We start from the raw sequence: 14591 nt of genomic DNA, 5'->3' as shown, positions 1-14591 counted from the left end.
CCCTCAAACCCCACCGGCGTGGGGGGGGGCCGTCAATTCCCACCCCCGCCGCCCCCCCCAAAAAACCCGGGCCCCCCGTGGCTCTTGTCTGTACGGCGCCGGGCGAGCAGCGTCCGGCCGACACCGGCCAGCACGGCCAACGCCCAGACCACGACGAGCGTGAGCAGCAGGCCGACGCCGGGATGCCCGTCGTGCAGCCCTGGCATCGGCGGGTTGCCGTAGGGCCGCCACAACAGCGGAAACGCCAGCAGCCCCAGCACTCCGCTGAAGGCGGCCCCGGCCAGCACCGGCGCTCGCCACAACGGGGGCACGAGGCGGCTCACGCCGAGCCCGGCGAGGCCGACCACCGGCGCGATCACCGCGTCGTGCACCAGCGGGCCGCCGATGAGCCAGCCGAGCGTGCCGATCACGTCGGCGCGGAGCGGGAAAAGGTACTCGCCGAACAAGATCGCGCCCCAGACCAGCGAGGCGAGCCCGAGAAGTAGCAGCAGAATTCGCGCCGTTCTCACAGGACCTCCAGCTTCGAGACCCACTTCGTCTGCAGGACACCGGGACGGCTCGGCGCGATGACCCGGCAGGGAAAGCCGTGGTCCAGGTCGAGCACCTCGCCGTTGAGTTCGAGCGCGAGCAGCGTCAACGCGTCCGCCGTGTGCTCGCCGGGTAGCACACTCACGCCGTACAGTCCGGAACGCTCCAAAGAGGACACTCGTACCGTGGAGCCTGGTTGTGTGCCAACGGTTTCGAGTAGCGTCGGAAAGGCGACGCCGCGCCAGACCGCCGACTGACTCCAGCCCTCGACGCAGGCGATCGGCAGCTCGGCCGTGGTCTGCGGAAGCGCGCGGAGTTCGGCGAGCGAGAACGTCCGCGTCCCGGCCGAGGTCACCACGGACAGCCGCCACGTCGTGGCTTGTGCCGCCTGAACCACCCCCGCGGCGGTGGCGGTGCGGTTCACCGGCAGGCCCTGAGTTCCGTTGCCCGTGCGCCACGACAGCCCGGAGACGTTACGTAGCAACGGAACCGTCGCGCCCGCCGTCGCGACCACGGACACCCCGGCGGCCAGCCACGTGGTGCGCAGGAACCCTCGCCGGGACAAGCCGGCCGACTGCGGTTCGGGATCGCCAGCTGGTTCACGGGTCAGTGCCCGGCGGATGACCGGGAGCTTCACCGCGATGTGCACCAGGATCGAGCCGATCGCCACCCATGCGACGGCGTAGTGCACCTGTGGGAAGTAGAACGTCCACGGGTAGTTCTGCGCGACGTTGAGCAGACCGGTGGTCAGCTCGAAGAACGCGGCCGCCGACAGCACCAGGATCGACAGTCGCTCCACCGCGTGCGGGATCGACCGCACGAGCGGCCTGCCGAACAGCTTCGGATAGACACTCCACAGTTTCGCCAGCAACAGCGGGATCGACGCGACGCCGGAGACGACATGCAGCCCCTGGGTGACGCGATAGAGCCAGATCGGTCTGCTGGGCCAGAAGAACCACGTCGGCGGATGCTGGATGAGGTGACTGAGCAGGCCGGTCACGAAGCACGTGGTGAACGTGATCGCCAGCCACAGCCCGATCCGTGCCGTGACCCGCGGGGAGTGCGCCGCGGCCGCGAAACGCTTTTCGTCCGGAATCGGCAGCCGTTTCATACTTTCTCCAGCCGTGCGAACCAGCGATGCCCGTGCCGGGCGATCCAGGCGACGTGGAGTCCGGCGGTCGCCGCGACCTCGGTGATCCGGTCCGCGCCGACCCACGCCCAGGTGAACCACCGGCCCTCGGGACGGCCGGGCAGCAGCCGCACCCGTTCGTGCCGCAGGCCGAACCCCGGCGGGTCGAGTTCGACCAGGACATCGCCGTCCTCGGCGATGAGCGCCGCGGTGCGCTGGAGCAACGTCGCGGGTTCGCCGCCGATGCCGATGTTGCCGTCCGCGAGCAGCGCGTGCCGCCAGCGGCCCTCGCCGGGAATGCGCTCGAACACGCTGCGGCACAAGGCGACGCCGCCGCGCTGGTGGGTGAGCCGGACCGCGGTGGGCGAACTGTCGACGCCGAGCGAGGCGACACCTCGTCGGGCCAGTGCCGCGGTGAGCCGTCCCGGCCCGCAGCCGATGTCGAGGGTCGGGCCGGTGCAGGCGTCGAGCAGCACGTCGTCCCCGGGACACGGGCGGCCGGTCCAGCGCTCCACCGGCAGTTCGACCCGCTCACCGTTCGCGAGTTCCAGCCAGCATCGATGGCCGAGCAGGCCGTGGTCGAACTCCGTGCCCGCCTTCATCGGACGGCCACCGGGAGCACGGCGACCTCGGCCACCGCGCGGGCGAATCGGCTTCCGGGGCACAACGTCGCCACGCGGTGGGCATCGGCGATGGTGTCCACATCGGACAGTGTGCTGACCGGAGTGACGGACAAGCCGGAGACGGCCAGCGCCTGCCAGGTCCGTTCGCCGGTGTCCGGCCGCGACATCGGGACGTCGGCGAGGACTCGCGCGTCGAGCGGGTCGCGCAGCCCGAGCGCCCACCAGCCGCCGTCCTCGGCGAAGCCCAGTGCCGCATCGGATTCCTTGCGCAGCAAGGGAATCATCGCGCTCTCCAATAGGCTGGGCGTGACCTGCGGGGTGTCCATGCCAATCTGCAACACCGGTACCCCGGGGTACGCGGCGACGGTGTCTGCGTGGGCGTTGGCGAGCCGCTCACCGAAATCTCCACCACGCTGGGCGATGACCGTGACCTCGCTCAGCGCCTCGGCGATCTCCGTGCCCCGGGCGGCATCGCCGAGGTCACCGGTCATCGCCACCATCGGCACGGCACCGGCGGTCGCACGGACCGCGGCGAGCGTGTCGAGCAACGCGGCCGCGGCGATTTCGGCCGCCTGGGCCGCGGTGGCCGGGGGACACAGGCGGGTCTTCGCAAACCCGGGCACGGGCGCTTTCGCCACCACCAGCAGGCAGAACCGGGCGGTCATCGGGCCAGCACCCGCCCGAAGTCCCGGACCGCACGCAGCGTGCCCCGCACCGAGCCGGACACCTTCGACTTCGTCCCGGCGGCCCGCTCGCCGTAGCTGACGTCGAACTCGCGCACGTGCCAACCAGCACGCTGGGCCTTGACCAGCAGTTCGAGCGGATACCCGAAAGCGCGGTCGACGACGTCGAGATCGAGTAGCGCCTGCCGTCGCGCGGCCCGCAGCGGCGCGATGTCGTGTACCGGCAGACCCCGGCTCCGCAACAGCAGCGACAGCGCCACGTTGCCCGCCCGCGCATGCCATGGCCACGCCCGGGAGCTGGTCGGCACTCGTCTGCCGACAGCGAGATCCGTACCCGAGCGCACCGCCTCGACCAATCGCGGCAGGTCGGCCAGATCGAGCGAACCGTCCGCGTCGGCGAAACACACGATGTCCGCCGTGGCGCACTCCAAGCCCGTGTGCACGGCCGCGCCGTAACCTCGCCGAGGTTCGTGGACGACCTTCGCACCGCATGCGGCGGCGATCTCGGGCGATCCGTCCGCCGAACCGTTGTCGATGACAATGGCCCGGTACCCCGGCGGCAGCCCGCGCAGGACAGCGGGGAGCGCCCCGGCCTCGTCCAGGCACGGGAGTACGACATCCACCTCGAATTCCCTCACGGCTCGTACGGTAAGTCCGGGATGGACGGTGTGAAATCCTTGCGCTGCTTACCAAAATGTGACGGCGGGCGAATTCTTACCGACCGGTGACGGATCGCCGCGAGACCCGGTGGACAGCGGGGCACGGGGCTAAGGTGCCGGTGATGAGCGAGTCGATTCCGGCTGCCCAGGTCGCCGACGCGCCGGGCCCGCCCGCGCCTGTCCGAACCCGCCGGTTCCCCCGCGCCGACCTGATCGCCGTCGGCGCGGCCCTCCTGGTGATCGCCGCGGCCACCGTGGTGGGGCTGTACTACAACCGGCCGGGTTCCGGAGTGGTCATCTACGCCCAGGCACCGCCGCTGTTCGCGGTCTGGCTGCCGCACCTCGGCCCGGGCTCGGTCTTCGCCGTGCTGATCGCCTTCGCCGTCGTGGCCTGGGGACCGGCGCTCGCTGCCCGGCTGCCGTGGCGCCGCGCACTCGCCGCCGGGTATCTCACGTCGCTGGGCTGGACGTTCTCGCTCGCCATGGTCGACGGCTGGACGCGCGGATTCACCGGCCGCCTCACGACACCGGACGAATACCTGCACGAGGTACCCGGGATCACCGACATCCCGCGCATGCTGAGGGAATTCTCCTCGCGCATTCTCGACTTCCAGCCGAATTCCTGGACAACCCACGTCTCGGGGCATCCGCCAGGGGCCACCCTCGTGTTCGTCTGGCTCGGCCGGCTCGGCCTGCACGGCGGCGCCTGGGCCTCGACGCTCGTCGTCCTCGTGGGCGGTCTCGTCGCGGTCGCCGTACCCGCCACCGTGTCGCTGCTCGGACGTCCCGACGCTGCTCGCGCGATATTGCCGTTCGCCGTGCTGGGCCCGGCCGCGGTGTGGATGGGCGTCTCCGCCGACGGCCTCTTCGCCGGAGTCACCGCGACCGGCGTCGCACTGCTCGCGCTCGCGGCAGCCGGATTCGCGCAGGGCCGCCGCTACGCCGCGCCGGTGGCCCTCGCGGCCGGAGTGCTGCTCGGGTTCGGGATCTTCCTGTCCTACGGCCTGGTGCTGCTGGGGCTGGTGGCCCTCGTGGTGACCGTGCTGGGCAGGCAATGGGTCGCGGCCGCGCTCGCCCTGGCTACGGCGCTGGGTGTCGTCGCGGCCTTCGCCGTCGCCGGTTTCTGGTGGCTGGACGGATATCACCTGGTCGTCGAGCGGTACTACCAGGGCATCGCCACGCTGCGGCCGTATTCGTACTGGGTGTGGGCCGACCTCGCCGCGGTGGCCGTCGCCGCGGGACCCGCCCTCATCGCCGCCGCCCGGCGCGGTGTCACCGAGGTGTTCCTGCCGAAACCGCGATGGTCCCGGCTGCGTGACCCGGTGCTGCTGATCGGGCTCGCCGCACTGCTCACGATCGTGGCGGCGGATGTCTCCGGCCTGTCGAAGGCGGAGGTCGAACGGATCTGGCTACCGTTCGTGGCGTGGGTGCTGCTGCTGACCGCGTTGCTGCCGCTCCCGGCCCGCCGCTGGTGGCTGGCCGGGCAGGCGGTGACTGCGCTGGCGGTCAACCATCTGCTGCTGACGAGCTGGTGAGGGGACACCGATGACCGAACAGCCCGGCCGGGTGCTCGTGGTGGACGACGACGAGACCGTCCGCGACGTCGTCCGGCGCTACCTCGAAGTCGCCGGCTTCACCGTCGACATGGCGGGCGACGGCGCCGAGGGGCTGGCGAAGTTCGCGAGCCAGGAGCCGGACCTGGTCGTGCTCGACGTCATGATGCCCGGCGTCAACGGGCTCGAGGTGTGCCGCAGGCTCCGGCAGCTGAGCCAGGTGCCGATCGTCATGCTCACCGCGCTCGGCGAGGAGGAGAACCGGATCGCCGGTCTCCAGCTCGGCGCCGACGACTACGTCACGAAACCCTTCAGCCCCAAGGAACTCGCGTTGCGGGTGGCGTCCGTGTTGCGCCGCGCGCGGATGCCGCTGCCGCAGCCCGCCGCCGCGGAACTCGCCGACGGGAACCTCCGGCTGCAGATGTCCGCCCGGCACGCCACCCTTGACGGAGCCGAACTCCCGCTGACCACCCGTGAGTTCGACCTGCTCGCGTTCTTCCTCGCCCATCCCGGCGTCGCCTTCTCCCGGGCCGACCTGCTGGAGAAGGTGTGGGGCTGGGACTTCGGCGATCAGTCCACTGTGACCGTCCACGTGCGACGGTTGCGGGAGAAGATCGAACGGGACCCGGCGAAACCCGCCCGCGTGGCGACGGTGTGGGGCGTCGGCTACCGCTACGACCGGATACAGCCATGATCGAACCCAGCGAGTCCTTCGGCGCCATGCTGGCGCATGTCTGGCACATCCTGCCGGTCGCGCTGCTGTTCTCGCTGCCGGTCGCGGTGCTCGGCGGCGTCGTGCTCTATGTGCTGCGCCGAGGCTCGCTCGCCAGCGCCCTGACCGTGCTCGTGCTGATCCCGGTCCTCGCCACCCTCGTCGGGGTACTCGGCGTCAGTGGGTTCATGTTCACCCCGGCGCTGACCACGATGGCGCTGGTGTGCCTGCTCGTCGCACTGATCACCGTGCCCGCCGCGATCGTGCTCGGCCGGGCGATCGCACGGCGCAGCGTCTGGGAACGGGAGGCCCGCGACCGGGAACGGGCCGCCGAGGCCTCGCGCCGCGAACTTGTCGCGTGGATCAGCCACGACCTGCGCAGCCCCCTGGCGGGGATCCAGGCGATGGCCGAGGCACTCGCGGACGGAGTCGTGTCCGAGCCCGCCGAGGTGACCGAGTACGCCCAGCGCATCGCCGGCGAGACCACCCGGCTGTCCGGCATGGTCGGCGACCTGTTCGAACTGTCCCGGATCACCGCGGGTGCCTTGCGGCTGACCATGTCCTCCGTGCCGCTGCGGGATGTCGTGAGCGACGCGGTCGCCGCGCAAGCGCCGGTGGCCCAACGCAAACGCGTGCGGGTGCTGGAAAACGCCGACGCCTGGCCGGTGGTCTCCGGCAGCGACCCCGAACTGGCGCGGATCGTGCGGAACCTGGTGTCCAACGCGATCCGGCACACCCCGCCGGACGGCACGGTCGCGGTGCAGCTCGGCGTGGACGGCACCGACGCGCTGCTCGCCGTCGACGACTCCTGCGGCGGTATCCCCGAGGACGAGATCGGCCGCGTCTTCGACGTCGCCTTCCGCGGAACCAGGGCGCGGACACCGGAACGTGGTGGCGAGGCCGGTGGCGGGCTCGGTCTCGCGATCGCCAAAGGCCTCGTCGAGGCACATCACGGCCGGATCGGTGTGCTCAACCACGGCCCCGGCTGCCGGTTCGAAGTCCGCCTGCCGCTGGCCACACCCTGAGTTCGCCGCCGGGCCGGAGCGTGCCCGTGTTCCGGTCACGGGAGCGCGGCGAGATTTCCGTGCTCGCTCGCAGAACGTGTGGCCAGTGATCCGCGCGGCGCTGCGCATGGCCTCGATCCGCGCCGCAGGCTGCACAGACCGCTGACGGGATACACGGCCGAATCGGATCCACCTCTCCGAGGGCAGTCCTTGTCGCTACGGACGAAGTTGCCGCCGTTGGCCGAGTACCGCGCCTGCGGCGAGCGATACCGGCGGTGCCGCCGACTCGAAGCCCCCGGCTGCCGGGGCGCCCTCGGATACTCCGCCGGACCGAACGGGCCGTTGGCTCCAACCCGGCTCCGTCGCGCCGGGCGCCTTCGCCCTGCCCACTCGCTTCCGGTTTTCCGCTTAGCGCAACGGGGATCGCGGGGGATCGGCCATTCGGCCGATGTAGACGCACGTTCCGGCGAGGTTGCCCACCGGCTGGCCGGAATGCACCGGCTCTTCGGACGATACCCCCGGCCCCCATCCTGAATAGCTTCGGACTGCTCGCGTTTCCGGCGGAGGTGGACCGTTGCTGAAGCAGTTCGCACAGATGAAGGTGCTCGTGGTGATCGCCGCGCTCGTCGTGGTGGGAGGTCTGTGCGCCACGATCGCCCTCATCGGCGGATCCGGAAGCGAGGACTGGCACACCGGGTGCGGCTCGGCTCCGGCCGAGACGGCGGGCGAGCACGCGAGTGCCATCGCCGAAGCCAGGGAAGCGTTGCTGAGCAAGGGAAACGATCCCCGTCTCGAGATCGAGGTCGTCGATCTGGACGCGTGCGCGGTGGAGCTGAGCTGGAAAGCCGATCAGGCGCAGCCCACCGCGTCCGTGGTGAAACTGCTCATCGCGCTGGACCTGATGGACAGTTCCGGGGTGCCCTCGGGCAGCACGGCAACGGCCGTCCAAGACATGCTCGCGGCCAGCGACGATCGCGTCGCCAGCAGCCTGTGGCAACAGCACGGCGGGCCCGCGATCGTCCGGCGGCAGGCCGAGAAGCTGGGGCTCGCGCACACCTCGCCCCCCGACGACGCCGGCCAATGGGGCTCCACCCAGATGTCGCCCGCTGACGTCATCACGGTCTACCGGCACATCACCGCGAAGCTGCCCGAAGAGGAACGCGACTTCGTCACCGAGGCGATGGAAAGCGCCCCGCGCAGCGCCGCCGATGGCTTCGACCAGCACTTCGGGATCCCGCGCGCGTTCCCGGGCTCGGAGTGGGCGGTGAAGCAGGGCTGGGGCACCTCCGGTGGCCGGCGGGTGCTCAACACCACGGGCCTGGTCCGAACCGCGTCCCGGACCTTCGCCGTCGTGGTGATGGGCTCCTGGAACGAAACCATCGACTGGACCACCGCGACCACGGCGCTCACCACCGCCACCGGCGTGCTGAAGGGCTCACTCACCGCGAGTGGCGGCTGGAAGCTCAGCTAGTCACACCCAGAGCCGCTCCCGCCAGATCAGTCCACTATGGACCAGGTGGCCGCTGGTGCCGGGGGTTCACCGGACACCAGCCACCGCCGCTACGACCCGTCAACCGCCCACCGGATCGCGGAGTTCGGCCGTGGCGAAGTCCGCGATGCCCTCCGCGAAGCCGGTTTCCGCGGTGAACCCGAGTAGCTCCTTGGCACGGGCCGGATTGGCTACGACGTGCCGGACGTCGGCGGGCCGCGCGCCGCCGACGACGCGGGGTGCCGGACCGGCGCACGCGCGGGCGAGCTCTTCGGCCAGCTCGCCGACGGTGTGTGGTTCGCCGGAGCACACGTTCAACGGCACGAGGTCGCCGGACGGGCCGTCGATGCGCAGGGCGAGCGCGTTCGCTCTGGCGACGTCGTGGACATGGACGAAGTCCCGCTGCTGCCCGCCGTCTTCGAGCACGGTCGGCGCTTCGCCGCGCAGCAGCGCCGAACGGAACAGCGACGCCACTCCGGCGTAGGGCGTGTTCTGCGGCATCCGCGGCCCGTACACGTTGTGATACCGCATCGCCCACACCGTGCCGCCGGTCTGCCGTGCCCACGCGGCCGCCAGGTGCTCCTGGGCCAGCTTGGTGGCCGCGTACGTGCTGCGGGGCGACAGCGGCGCGTCCTCGGGCACGAGCCGCCAGCCCAGCTCGGCGCCGCACCGGGGACACCTCGGCTCGAACCGTCCTTCGTCCACATCGGACTGGCGGCGTGGCGAAGGCGGGACGACACCGTGTTCCGGGCACGCGTACCGCCCTTCGCCGTAGACCACCATCGACGAGGCCAGCACCAGCTTCGTCACCCCGGCGGCATACATCCCGGCCAGCAGCACCGCCGTGCCGTAGTCGTTGTGCAGCGCGTACGACGGTGCGTCCGAGGGATCGACGCCGTGTCCGACCACCGCCGCCTGGTGACATACCGCGTCGACGCCGTCCAGCAGTTCGGCGACGATCTCGGTGTCGGTGACGTCACCCCGCAGGAAACGGTGCCGTCGTGTGTAGGCCGGTGGGGACGACGAGCCGTGAGCCGTGGACAGCAGCTTGTCCAGCACCACGACCTCGTCGCCCGAATCGGCCAGCAGGTCGGCGATGTGGGAGCCGATGAACCCGGCCCCGCCGGTGATGAGAACGCGCACACCCCCGACGCTAGGGGCACCGGGCGGCAGGAACCCGGCGGAAGCCGATCACGTCACGGAATCGTCAGAAACTCCCCGCACCGGCACGAGCCGGGCCGCCCGGAACCGGCTACGGTGGTCGCCATGGAACGGAGTGCACAACGGCTGGGCCGAGCCCTCGTGGTCATCGTGGACGACCGCGTCGCGCACGGCGAACACGAGGACAACACCGGCCCGCTGGTCACGGAGCTGCTCGAAGAAGCGGGTTTCATCGTCGACGGTGTCGTCGTGGTCGAGGCCGAGACCGCGGGCATTCGCAACGCGCTCAACACCGCCGTGATCGGCGGCGCCGACCTCGTGATCACCGTCGGCGGCACCGGGGTCTCACCCCGGGACCGCACCCCCGACGCCACGGCCGGCGTCCTCGACCGCCCCATCCCGGGCATCGGCGAAGCACTGCGCGCCTCCGGGCTCGCCGCGGGCGCCGTCGATGCCGGGATCTCGCGTGGTCTCGCCGGGGTCTCCGGCAGCACGCTCGTGGTCAACCTCGCCGGCTCCCGTGCCGCCGTCCGTGACGGCATGGCGACCCTGTCGTCACTCGTCCCGCACGTGATCGACGAACTCTCCGGCCTGGACTGACCGGCCCTCCCGGCGATTCATCTCTCTGGAGTTTTCAAGCTGCGGATGGGCCGCCGTGGCGGCGGTGGGACAATGGGGTCATGCCGGGCCGAGAACGCAAACCCCAGAGTCCCCGTGAGAAACGGCGGGTGGACGAGATCTTCGGGGACGTCCTGCCCGAGACGACGTCCGACGAGCGGGGCCCCGAGCCCGGCGGCCCGGACCCCGACTCGTGGTACCTGGAGAACCGCCCGCCCCATCACGACCGCTGACGCGGCCATCGGAGTCAGTTCCGGCCGTTCTGCTGCTGCGCGCGCAACAGGTCCCGGATTTCCTTCAGCAACTCGACGTCGGTCGGCTCGGCGGGCCCGGACTCCTGACCACGCTTGCGCCGCTCCTGCAGGTGCTTCACCGGCAGCACGATCGCGAAGTACACCACCGCGGCCACGAGCACGAAGTTGATCGCCGCGTTGATGACACCGCCGAAGTCCATGAACGTCGACTCGTTCGCGCCCAGGACCCGGAAGCCGAGGCCCTGCGCCGCGTCCGTGCCGCCGATCGCGTTGATCAACGGCTTGATCAGGCCGTTGGTGAACGCCGTGACGATCGAGGTGAAGGCCGCGCCGATGACCACCGCGACAGCGAGGTCGACGACGTTGCCGCGCATCAGGAAATCCTTGAAACCTTTGAGCACACTGACTCCTCAAGACCGGGGACGGTGACTCGACCGACCCGCTGACTCCGGGGGACGCCGTCACGCCACGAAGGGGTGCGGGCTAGCGGAGAGTAACTGTTACCGGTCGTTCCAGCGAAGTCGCCGCGACCTGTGTCGCGACCGCCGCCGGAAGGGTCAGCAGCACCAGCGGGCCCTTCTCCGGCGGGCCGATCCCGCGGACCCCACCGGCCTCCGCCCGGCCGACGGTCACCACCACGGCTTGGCTGGCCAGCACCGATGCCGGAGCGCCCGCTTCCGCGGCGGCCACGACGTCGACACGCCGGCCAGGACGGAGTAACTCGGCGACGCCCGCGTCGGCCAGTCGGACCGGCACCGTGGACGTCGTCGGATCACCCGTTCCGGGGATGCTCTCGCCCACCAAGCGGACGTCGGTGAGGGGCTCACCCGCCCGTGCCGGGCCGGCCAGCAGCCGTCCTTCGAGGACTCCGGGATCCCCGAGAGCGCCGGTGGGGCGGACGGGATCGGGCACCTCGGCCAGTTTGACGTCGGTGGCGTGCAGCACCGTGCCCGCAGGAAGATCGCGGACGGTGACGACGGTCGGCGTGCCGGGCGCGCCTCTCGCGGACGCCGGGAGCAGCAGCGCCAGTGACCCCGTGAGCAGCAGACCGGCGGCGAGCCAGCGGCGGAGCAACCGGGCCCGGCGCCCGCGCAGCCAACCCAGTACGGGCAGCCCGGCAAGAGCAGGCAGATGAGTGCGGAGCAGTGAGTGCATGGTGTCCCCCTCTGCGGATCGGTGCGGCGCGGTGCCGCATGAATCCGACGTTAGGGACGACGCGGGGTCCGGCGAAAGGGCCGGACCCGCGAGCTGTGGACAACTGGGGTGTTGTGGATAACCCAGGTCGTCAGGAGGCGGCCGCGGCCGTTTTCGTCGTACCCGAGGAGGAGGATGACGAGCTTGTGCTCGAGCTGCTGGAACCGCCCGAGTCGGACTTGGAGGAGTCGGACTTGGACTCCGGCTTCGAGCCCTCGCTCTTCGCCGGGGTGGCGGTCGTGCTCGACTTCGACGAGTCCCGCGAGTCCGTGCGGTAGAAGCCGCTGCCCTTGAAGACCACGCCGACCGAGCTGAAGACCTTGCGGAGCTGGCCGGAGCACTGCGGGCACACGGTCAGGCTGGGATCGGAAAACGACTGCACGGCCTCGAAGCGGTGGTCGCATTCCTTGCAGGCGTACTGGTAGGTCGGCACGGCTTGCTCCTTCACTGGCACTCGCTCTACAAGAGTGCTAACGCGATTGTGCGGCACAGCATTCCCCCAGCGCAATTCCCCTCCTGCTCCGTGCGGAGGGCGGGCTGGACACGCCACAGGTAGCGCTGCGGCTTTCACAGTTCTGTGAACCGGACCACACCACGTCCCGGCGTCAGCGCGCCGCGCATGCGGATGTCGTGATCCTGGCCGGGCAGCAGATCGACCAGCTCCTCGTCGCGGACCACGGCGAGCAGATCCGCGTCGGGGGCGAAAACCAGCGAACGGTCGTAGAACCCCGCGCCCCGGCCCAGCCGGACGCCCCGGCGATCGACGCCCAGCGCGGGCACCAGCACCAGGCCGGCCTCGCCGACCGCGTGCGCTCCCAGCTTCGGTCCCGACGGCTCCCTGACCCCGCGAAAATGGCCGTTGACCAGCGCATCCTCTCCGGTGTACTCGGCCCACTCCAACGGCCCCGGCGTCGGCGGGACGATGGGGAGAAGCACGCGCGCGCCGCCCGCGAGCAGCGCGTCGAGCAGTGCCACCGACCCCGGTTCGGTGCCGAACGGCAGGTACGCGCAGACGGTCCCGCGCGCCAGTGTCGCGGCCGTTTCGGCGAGCGCGGCGGCATCCGCGGCGTGCTGTTCGGGCGAGACGGCACCCCGCGCCCGGGTGAGCCGGGTACGCCACTCCGCCTTGCTCGGGTGCTCATTGCCCAGCCCCTGCATGGGACCAGGTTAGGCTTTGCGCCCATGACGGGCGCTACGACCTCGCAGACGTTCCAAACCGCCATCGTGCCTGCCGCGGGCCTCGGCACACGCTTCCTGCCGGCCACGAAAGCAGTGCCGAAAGAACTGCTCCCGGTGGTCGACACACCGGGCATCGAGCTGGTCGCGAGCGAAGCCGCCGCCGCGGGCGCGAAGCGCCTGGTGATCGTGACATCGCCCGGCAAGGAATCGGTCGTCAAGTACTTCGAGGACCAGCCGGAGCTGGAGAAGACGCTCGAGGCCAAGGGCAAGACCGAACTGCTGGAGAAGGTCCGCCGCGGGCCCGGCCTGCTCGACGTCGAGGTGGCGATCCAGGAGCAGGCGCTCGGACTGGGGCACGCCGTCGCGCAGGCAGAGCCGAATCTGACTCCGGAGGACGAAGCGGTCGCCGTCCTGCTGCCCGACGACCTCGTCCTGCCCACCGGCGTCCTCGACCGGATGTCCGCGGTCCGCGCCGAACACGGCGGCAGTGTGCTGTGCGCGTTCGACATCCCCAAGGAACAGATCTCCCCGTACGGCGTCTTCGACGTCACCGACACCGGCGACCCCGACGTCAAGCGGGTGCACGGCATGGTCGAGAAGCCGAAGCCCGAGGACGCGCCTTCGACGTTCGCCGCGGCCGGCCGCTACCTGCTGGACCGGGCGATCTTCGACGCGCTCAAGCGGATCACCCCGGGCTCCGGTGGCGAGCTGCAGCTGACCGACGCGGTCGCGCTGCTCATCGCCGAGGGGCACCCGGTACACATCGTCGTCCATCGCGGCGGCAGGCACGATCTGGGGAATCCGGGTGGTTTTCTGCGTGCCGCCGTCGATTTCGCGCTTGAAACCCCCGAGTACGGGCCATCGTTACGGGCGTGGCTGACCGAACGGATCGGGGAAGATCGCGCATGAGCGACGCTCGCGAGCGAATCGAGGCGATCGCATGACCGACTCCCTCGACGCACCGACCGAAGAGCCCGGCATGGCCGACGTGACGGAGATCCCGGCCGAGCCCGGCGAATTCCGCTCCGTCGACGCGCAGATCGCGCTGACCCTCGACGCCGCCGTGCGCCCGCGGCCGGTTCGGGTGGCGATCTCCGAGGCACAGGGCCTGCTGTGCGCGGAGGAAGTGATCGCCGAACACGCCCTGCCCGGATTCGACCAGGCCGCCGTCGACGGCTACGCGGTCCGCAGCGTCGACGTCAGCGCCGCCGGCCAGGAACCGGTCCAGCTGCCCGTCGTCGGCGAGATCGCCGCCGGATCCCGGCAGCCGCGTCGCCTCCAGCCCGGACAGGCGGTGCGGGTCGACACGGGCGCGCCGCTGCCGACGCTGGCCGACGCCGTCGTGCCCACCGCCTACACCGACGGACACCAGGCGAAGGTCACCGTGCACCGCTCGGTTCCCTCGGCGGCGTACGTGCGGCGGGCAGGCGAAGACGTCCAGATCGGCGACGTCGCGGTGCGCAACGGCGACACGATCGGCTCGGCCCAGGTCGGTCTGCTCGCCGCGGTCGGCAGGGCGAAGGTGCTGGTTTACCCGCGGCCCCGCGTGTCGATCGTCTCCGTTGGTGACGAGCTGGTCGACATCGACCGCACCCCGTCGGTCGGGCAGGTCTACGACGTCAACTCCTACGCGCTCGCCGCGGCCGCGCGGGACGCCGGAGCGGAAGTCAGCCGGGTCGGGATCGTGTCCAGCGATCCGAAGCGGCTGCGCGAGGTCGTCGAGGGCAGGCTCCTGATGTCCGAGATCGTCGTCGTCGCCGGGGGGGGGGGGGCGGCCCCCCCCCCCCCGCCGCGCCCCGCCCCGA

General features: G+C 71.0%; 18 protein-coding genes. 8 read left to right on the top strand and 10 right to left on the bottom strand.

The window, feature by feature from the left end; all coding sequences use genetic code 11:
• Nucleotides 1–32: 32 nt before the first annotated feature.
• From ACFWY9_RS10535 to ACFWY9_RS10515, 5 genes are read right to left on the bottom strand one after another with little or no spacing between them, the layout of a single operon-like run.
• Nucleotides 33–509, bottom strand: a complete 477-nt coding sequence (locus ACFWY9_RS10535) for a hypothetical protein (RefSeq protein WP_378338696.1) — start codon at nt 507–509, stop codon at nt 33–35.
• Entirely contained in the window at nt 506–1639 is a 1134-nt protein-coding gene (locus tag ACFWY9_RS10530; RefSeq protein WP_378324337.1) for a molybdopterin-dependent oxidoreductase, read from the bottom strand. Before ACFWY9_RS10530 ends, ACFWY9_RS10535 begins: the two co-directional genes overlap by 4 nt.
• Nucleotides 1636–2259 carry a methyltransferase domain-containing protein gene (locus ACFWY9_RS10525; RefSeq protein WP_378324338.1) on the bottom strand — a complete coding sequence of 208 codons (624 nt, stop codon included), beginning with the start codon at nt 2257–2259 and terminating at the stop codon, nt 1636–1638. Before ACFWY9_RS10525 ends, ACFWY9_RS10530 begins: the two co-directional genes overlap by 4 nt.
• Nucleotides 2256–2945, bottom strand: a complete 690-nt coding sequence (locus ACFWY9_RS10520) for a DUF2064 domain-containing protein (protein WP_378324339.1) — start codon at nt 2943–2945, stop codon at nt 2256–2258. The genes ACFWY9_RS10525 and ACFWY9_RS10520 overlap by 4 nt, the downstream gene beginning before the upstream one ends.
• A complete protein-coding gene (locus ACFWY9_RS10515; protein ID WP_378324510.1) occupies nt 2942–3586 on the bottom strand; it encodes a glycosyltransferase family 2 protein in 645 nt (214 codons plus the stop codon). The genes ACFWY9_RS10520 and ACFWY9_RS10515 overlap by 4 nt, the downstream gene beginning before the upstream one ends.
• Before the next feature lie 158 nt (nt 3587–3744).
• On the opposite strand from ACFWY9_RS10515, the gene ACFWY9_RS10510 reads away from it, so the two are divergent.
• From ACFWY9_RS10510 to ACFWY9_RS10495, 4 genes are all read left to right on the top strand, one after another.
• A complete protein-coding gene (locus ACFWY9_RS10510) occupies nt 3745–5157 on the top strand; it encodes a hypothetical protein (RefSeq protein WP_378324340.1) in 1413 nt (470 codons plus the stop codon).
• Nucleotides 5158–5167: 10 nt separating this feature from the next.
• Entirely contained in the window at nt 5168–5869 is a 702-nt protein-coding gene (locus ACFWY9_RS10505) for a response regulator transcription factor (RefSeq protein ID WP_378324341.1), read from the top strand.
• Nucleotides 5866–6912: a sensor histidine kinase gene (locus ACFWY9_RS10500; RefSeq protein ID WP_378324342.1), complete on the top strand. Its 1047-nt coding sequence runs from the start codon at nt 5866–5868 to the stop codon at nt 6910–6912. The genes ACFWY9_RS10505 and ACFWY9_RS10500 overlap by 4 nt, the downstream gene beginning before the upstream one ends.
• 553 nt (nt 6913–7465) lie before the next feature.
• The gene (locus ACFWY9_RS10495) at nt 7466–8362 is read left to right on the top strand and encodes a serine hydrolase (protein ID WP_378324343.1); all 897 of its coding nucleotides are present in this window, start codon (nt 7466–7468) and stop codon (nt 8360–8362) included.
• Nucleotides 8363–8461: 99 nt separating this feature from the next.
• Here the strand turns inward: ACFWY9_RS10495 and ACFWY9_RS10490 are convergent, their stop codons facing one another.
• Nucleotides 8462–9523, bottom strand: a complete 1062-nt coding sequence (locus ACFWY9_RS10490) for an NAD-dependent epimerase/dehydratase family protein (RefSeq protein ID WP_378324344.1) — start codon at nt 9521–9523, stop codon at nt 8462–8464.
• 123 nt (nt 9524–9646) lie between these two features.
• On the opposite strand from ACFWY9_RS10490, the gene ACFWY9_RS10485 reads away from it, so the two are divergent.
• Nucleotides 9647–10141, top strand: coding sequence for a MogA/MoaB family molybdenum cofactor biosynthesis protein (locus tag ACFWY9_RS10485; RefSeq protein ID WP_345393810.1), 495 nt, complete (start codon nt 9647–9649; stop codon nt 10139–10141).
• A gap of 80 nt (nt 10142–10221) precedes the next feature.
• On the top strand, nt 10222–10392 hold the full coding sequence (locus tag ACFWY9_RS10480; RefSeq protein ID WP_378324345.1) for a hypothetical protein: 171 nt from the start codon (nt 10222–10224) through the stop codon (nt 10390–10392).
• A 14-nt stretch (nt 10393–10406) separates the two neighbouring features.
• On the opposite strand, the gene mscL is transcribed toward ACFWY9_RS10480, so the two are convergent.
• The 4 genes from mscL to ACFWY9_RS10460 form a co-directional block, all read right to left on the bottom strand.
• On the bottom strand, nt 10407–10814 hold the full coding sequence (mscL, locus tag ACFWY9_RS10475) for a large-conductance mechanosensitive channel protein MscL (RefSeq protein WP_378324346.1): 408 nt from the start codon (nt 10812–10814) through the stop codon (nt 10407–10409).
• Between the two features lie 82 nt (nt 10815–10896).
• Complete coding sequence (locus ACFWY9_RS10470; RefSeq protein ID WP_378324347.1) at nt 10897–11568, bottom strand: SAF domain-containing protein; 672 nt, start codon at nt 11566–11568, stop codon at nt 10897–10899.
• 130 nt (nt 11569–11698) lie between these two features.
• Nucleotides 11699–12040, bottom strand: a complete 342-nt coding sequence (locus ACFWY9_RS10465) for an FmdB family zinc ribbon protein (protein ID WP_378324348.1) — start codon at nt 12038–12040, stop codon at nt 11699–11701.
• Nucleotides 12041–12174: 134 nt separating this feature from the next.
• On the bottom strand, nt 12175–12765 hold the full coding sequence (locus tag ACFWY9_RS10460; protein WP_378324349.1) for a 5-formyltetrahydrofolate cyclo-ligase: 591 nt from the start codon (nt 12763–12765) through the stop codon (nt 12175–12177).
• A gap of 24 nt (nt 12766–12789) precedes the next feature.
• Here ACFWY9_RS10460 and ACFWY9_RS10455 point away from each other — a divergent pair, with 24 nt between their 5' ends.
• Entirely contained in the window at nt 12790–13695 is a 906-nt protein-coding gene (locus ACFWY9_RS10455; protein WP_378324350.1) for a UTP--glucose-1-phosphate uridylyltransferase, read from the top strand.
• 31 nt (nt 13696–13726) lie between these two features.
• On the top strand, nt 13727–14591 hold an 865-nt coding region (gene glp, locus ACFWY9_RS10450; RefSeq protein ID WP_378338695.1), incomplete at its 3' end, for a gephyrin-like molybdotransferase Glp.

It is taken from the genome of Amycolatopsis sp. NPDC059027 (assembly GCF_042739735.1).
GTDB lineage: Bacteria > Actinomycetota > Actinomycetes > Mycobacteriales > Pseudonocardiaceae > Amycolatopsis.
This window is presented reverse-complemented; position numbering and strand designations above follow the sequence as displayed.

What these genes read in the sequence shown, in the direction of transcription:
- ACFWY9_RS10500 (WP_378324342.1), top strand. Translation starts at nt 5,866, where the DNA reads ATGATCGAACCCAGCGAGTCCTTCGGCGCCATGCTGGCGCATGTCTGG.
- ACFWY9_RS10460 (WP_378324349.1), bottom strand. Translation starts at nt 12,765, where the DNA reads ATGCAGGGGCTGGGCAATGAGCACCCGAGCAAGGCGGAGTGGCGTACC.
- ACFWY9_RS10505 (WP_378324341.1), top strand. Translation starts at nt 5,168, where the DNA reads ATGACCGAACAGCCCGGCCGGGTGCTCGTGGTGGACGACGACGAGACC.
- ACFWY9_RS10530 (WP_378324337.1), bottom strand. Translation starts at nt 1,639, where the DNA reads ATGAAACGGCTGCCGATTCCGGACGAAAAGCGTTTCGCGGCCGCGGCG.
- ACFWY9_RS10485 (WP_345393810.1), top strand. Translation starts at nt 9,647, where the DNA reads ATGGAACGGAGTGCACAACGGCTGGGCCGAGCCCTCGTGGTCATCGTG.
- ACFWY9_RS10480 (WP_378324345.1), top strand. Translation starts at nt 10,222, where the DNA reads ATGCCGGGCCGAGAACGCAAACCCCAGAGTCCCCGTGAGAAACGGCGG.
- ACFWY9_RS10470 (WP_378324347.1), bottom strand. Translation starts at nt 11,568, where the DNA reads ATGCACTCACTGCTCCGCACTCATCTGCCTGCTCTTGCCGGGCTGCCC.
- ACFWY9_RS10520 (WP_378324339.1), bottom strand. Translation starts at nt 2,945, where the DNA reads ATGACCGCCCGGTTCTGCCTGCTGGTGGTGGCGAAAGCGCCCGTGCCC.
- ACFWY9_RS10510 (WP_378324340.1), top strand. Translation starts at nt 3,745, where the DNA reads ATGAGCGAGTCGATTCCGGCTGCCCAGGTCGCCGACGCGCCGGGCCCG.
- ACFWY9_RS10525 (WP_378324338.1), bottom strand. Translation starts at nt 2,259, where the DNA reads ATGAAGGCGGGCACGGAGTTCGACCACGGCCTGCTCGGCCATCGATGC.
- ACFWY9_RS10455 (WP_378324350.1), top strand. Translation starts at nt 12,790, where the DNA reads ATGACGGGCGCTACGACCTCGCAGACGTTCCAAACCGCCATCGTGCCT.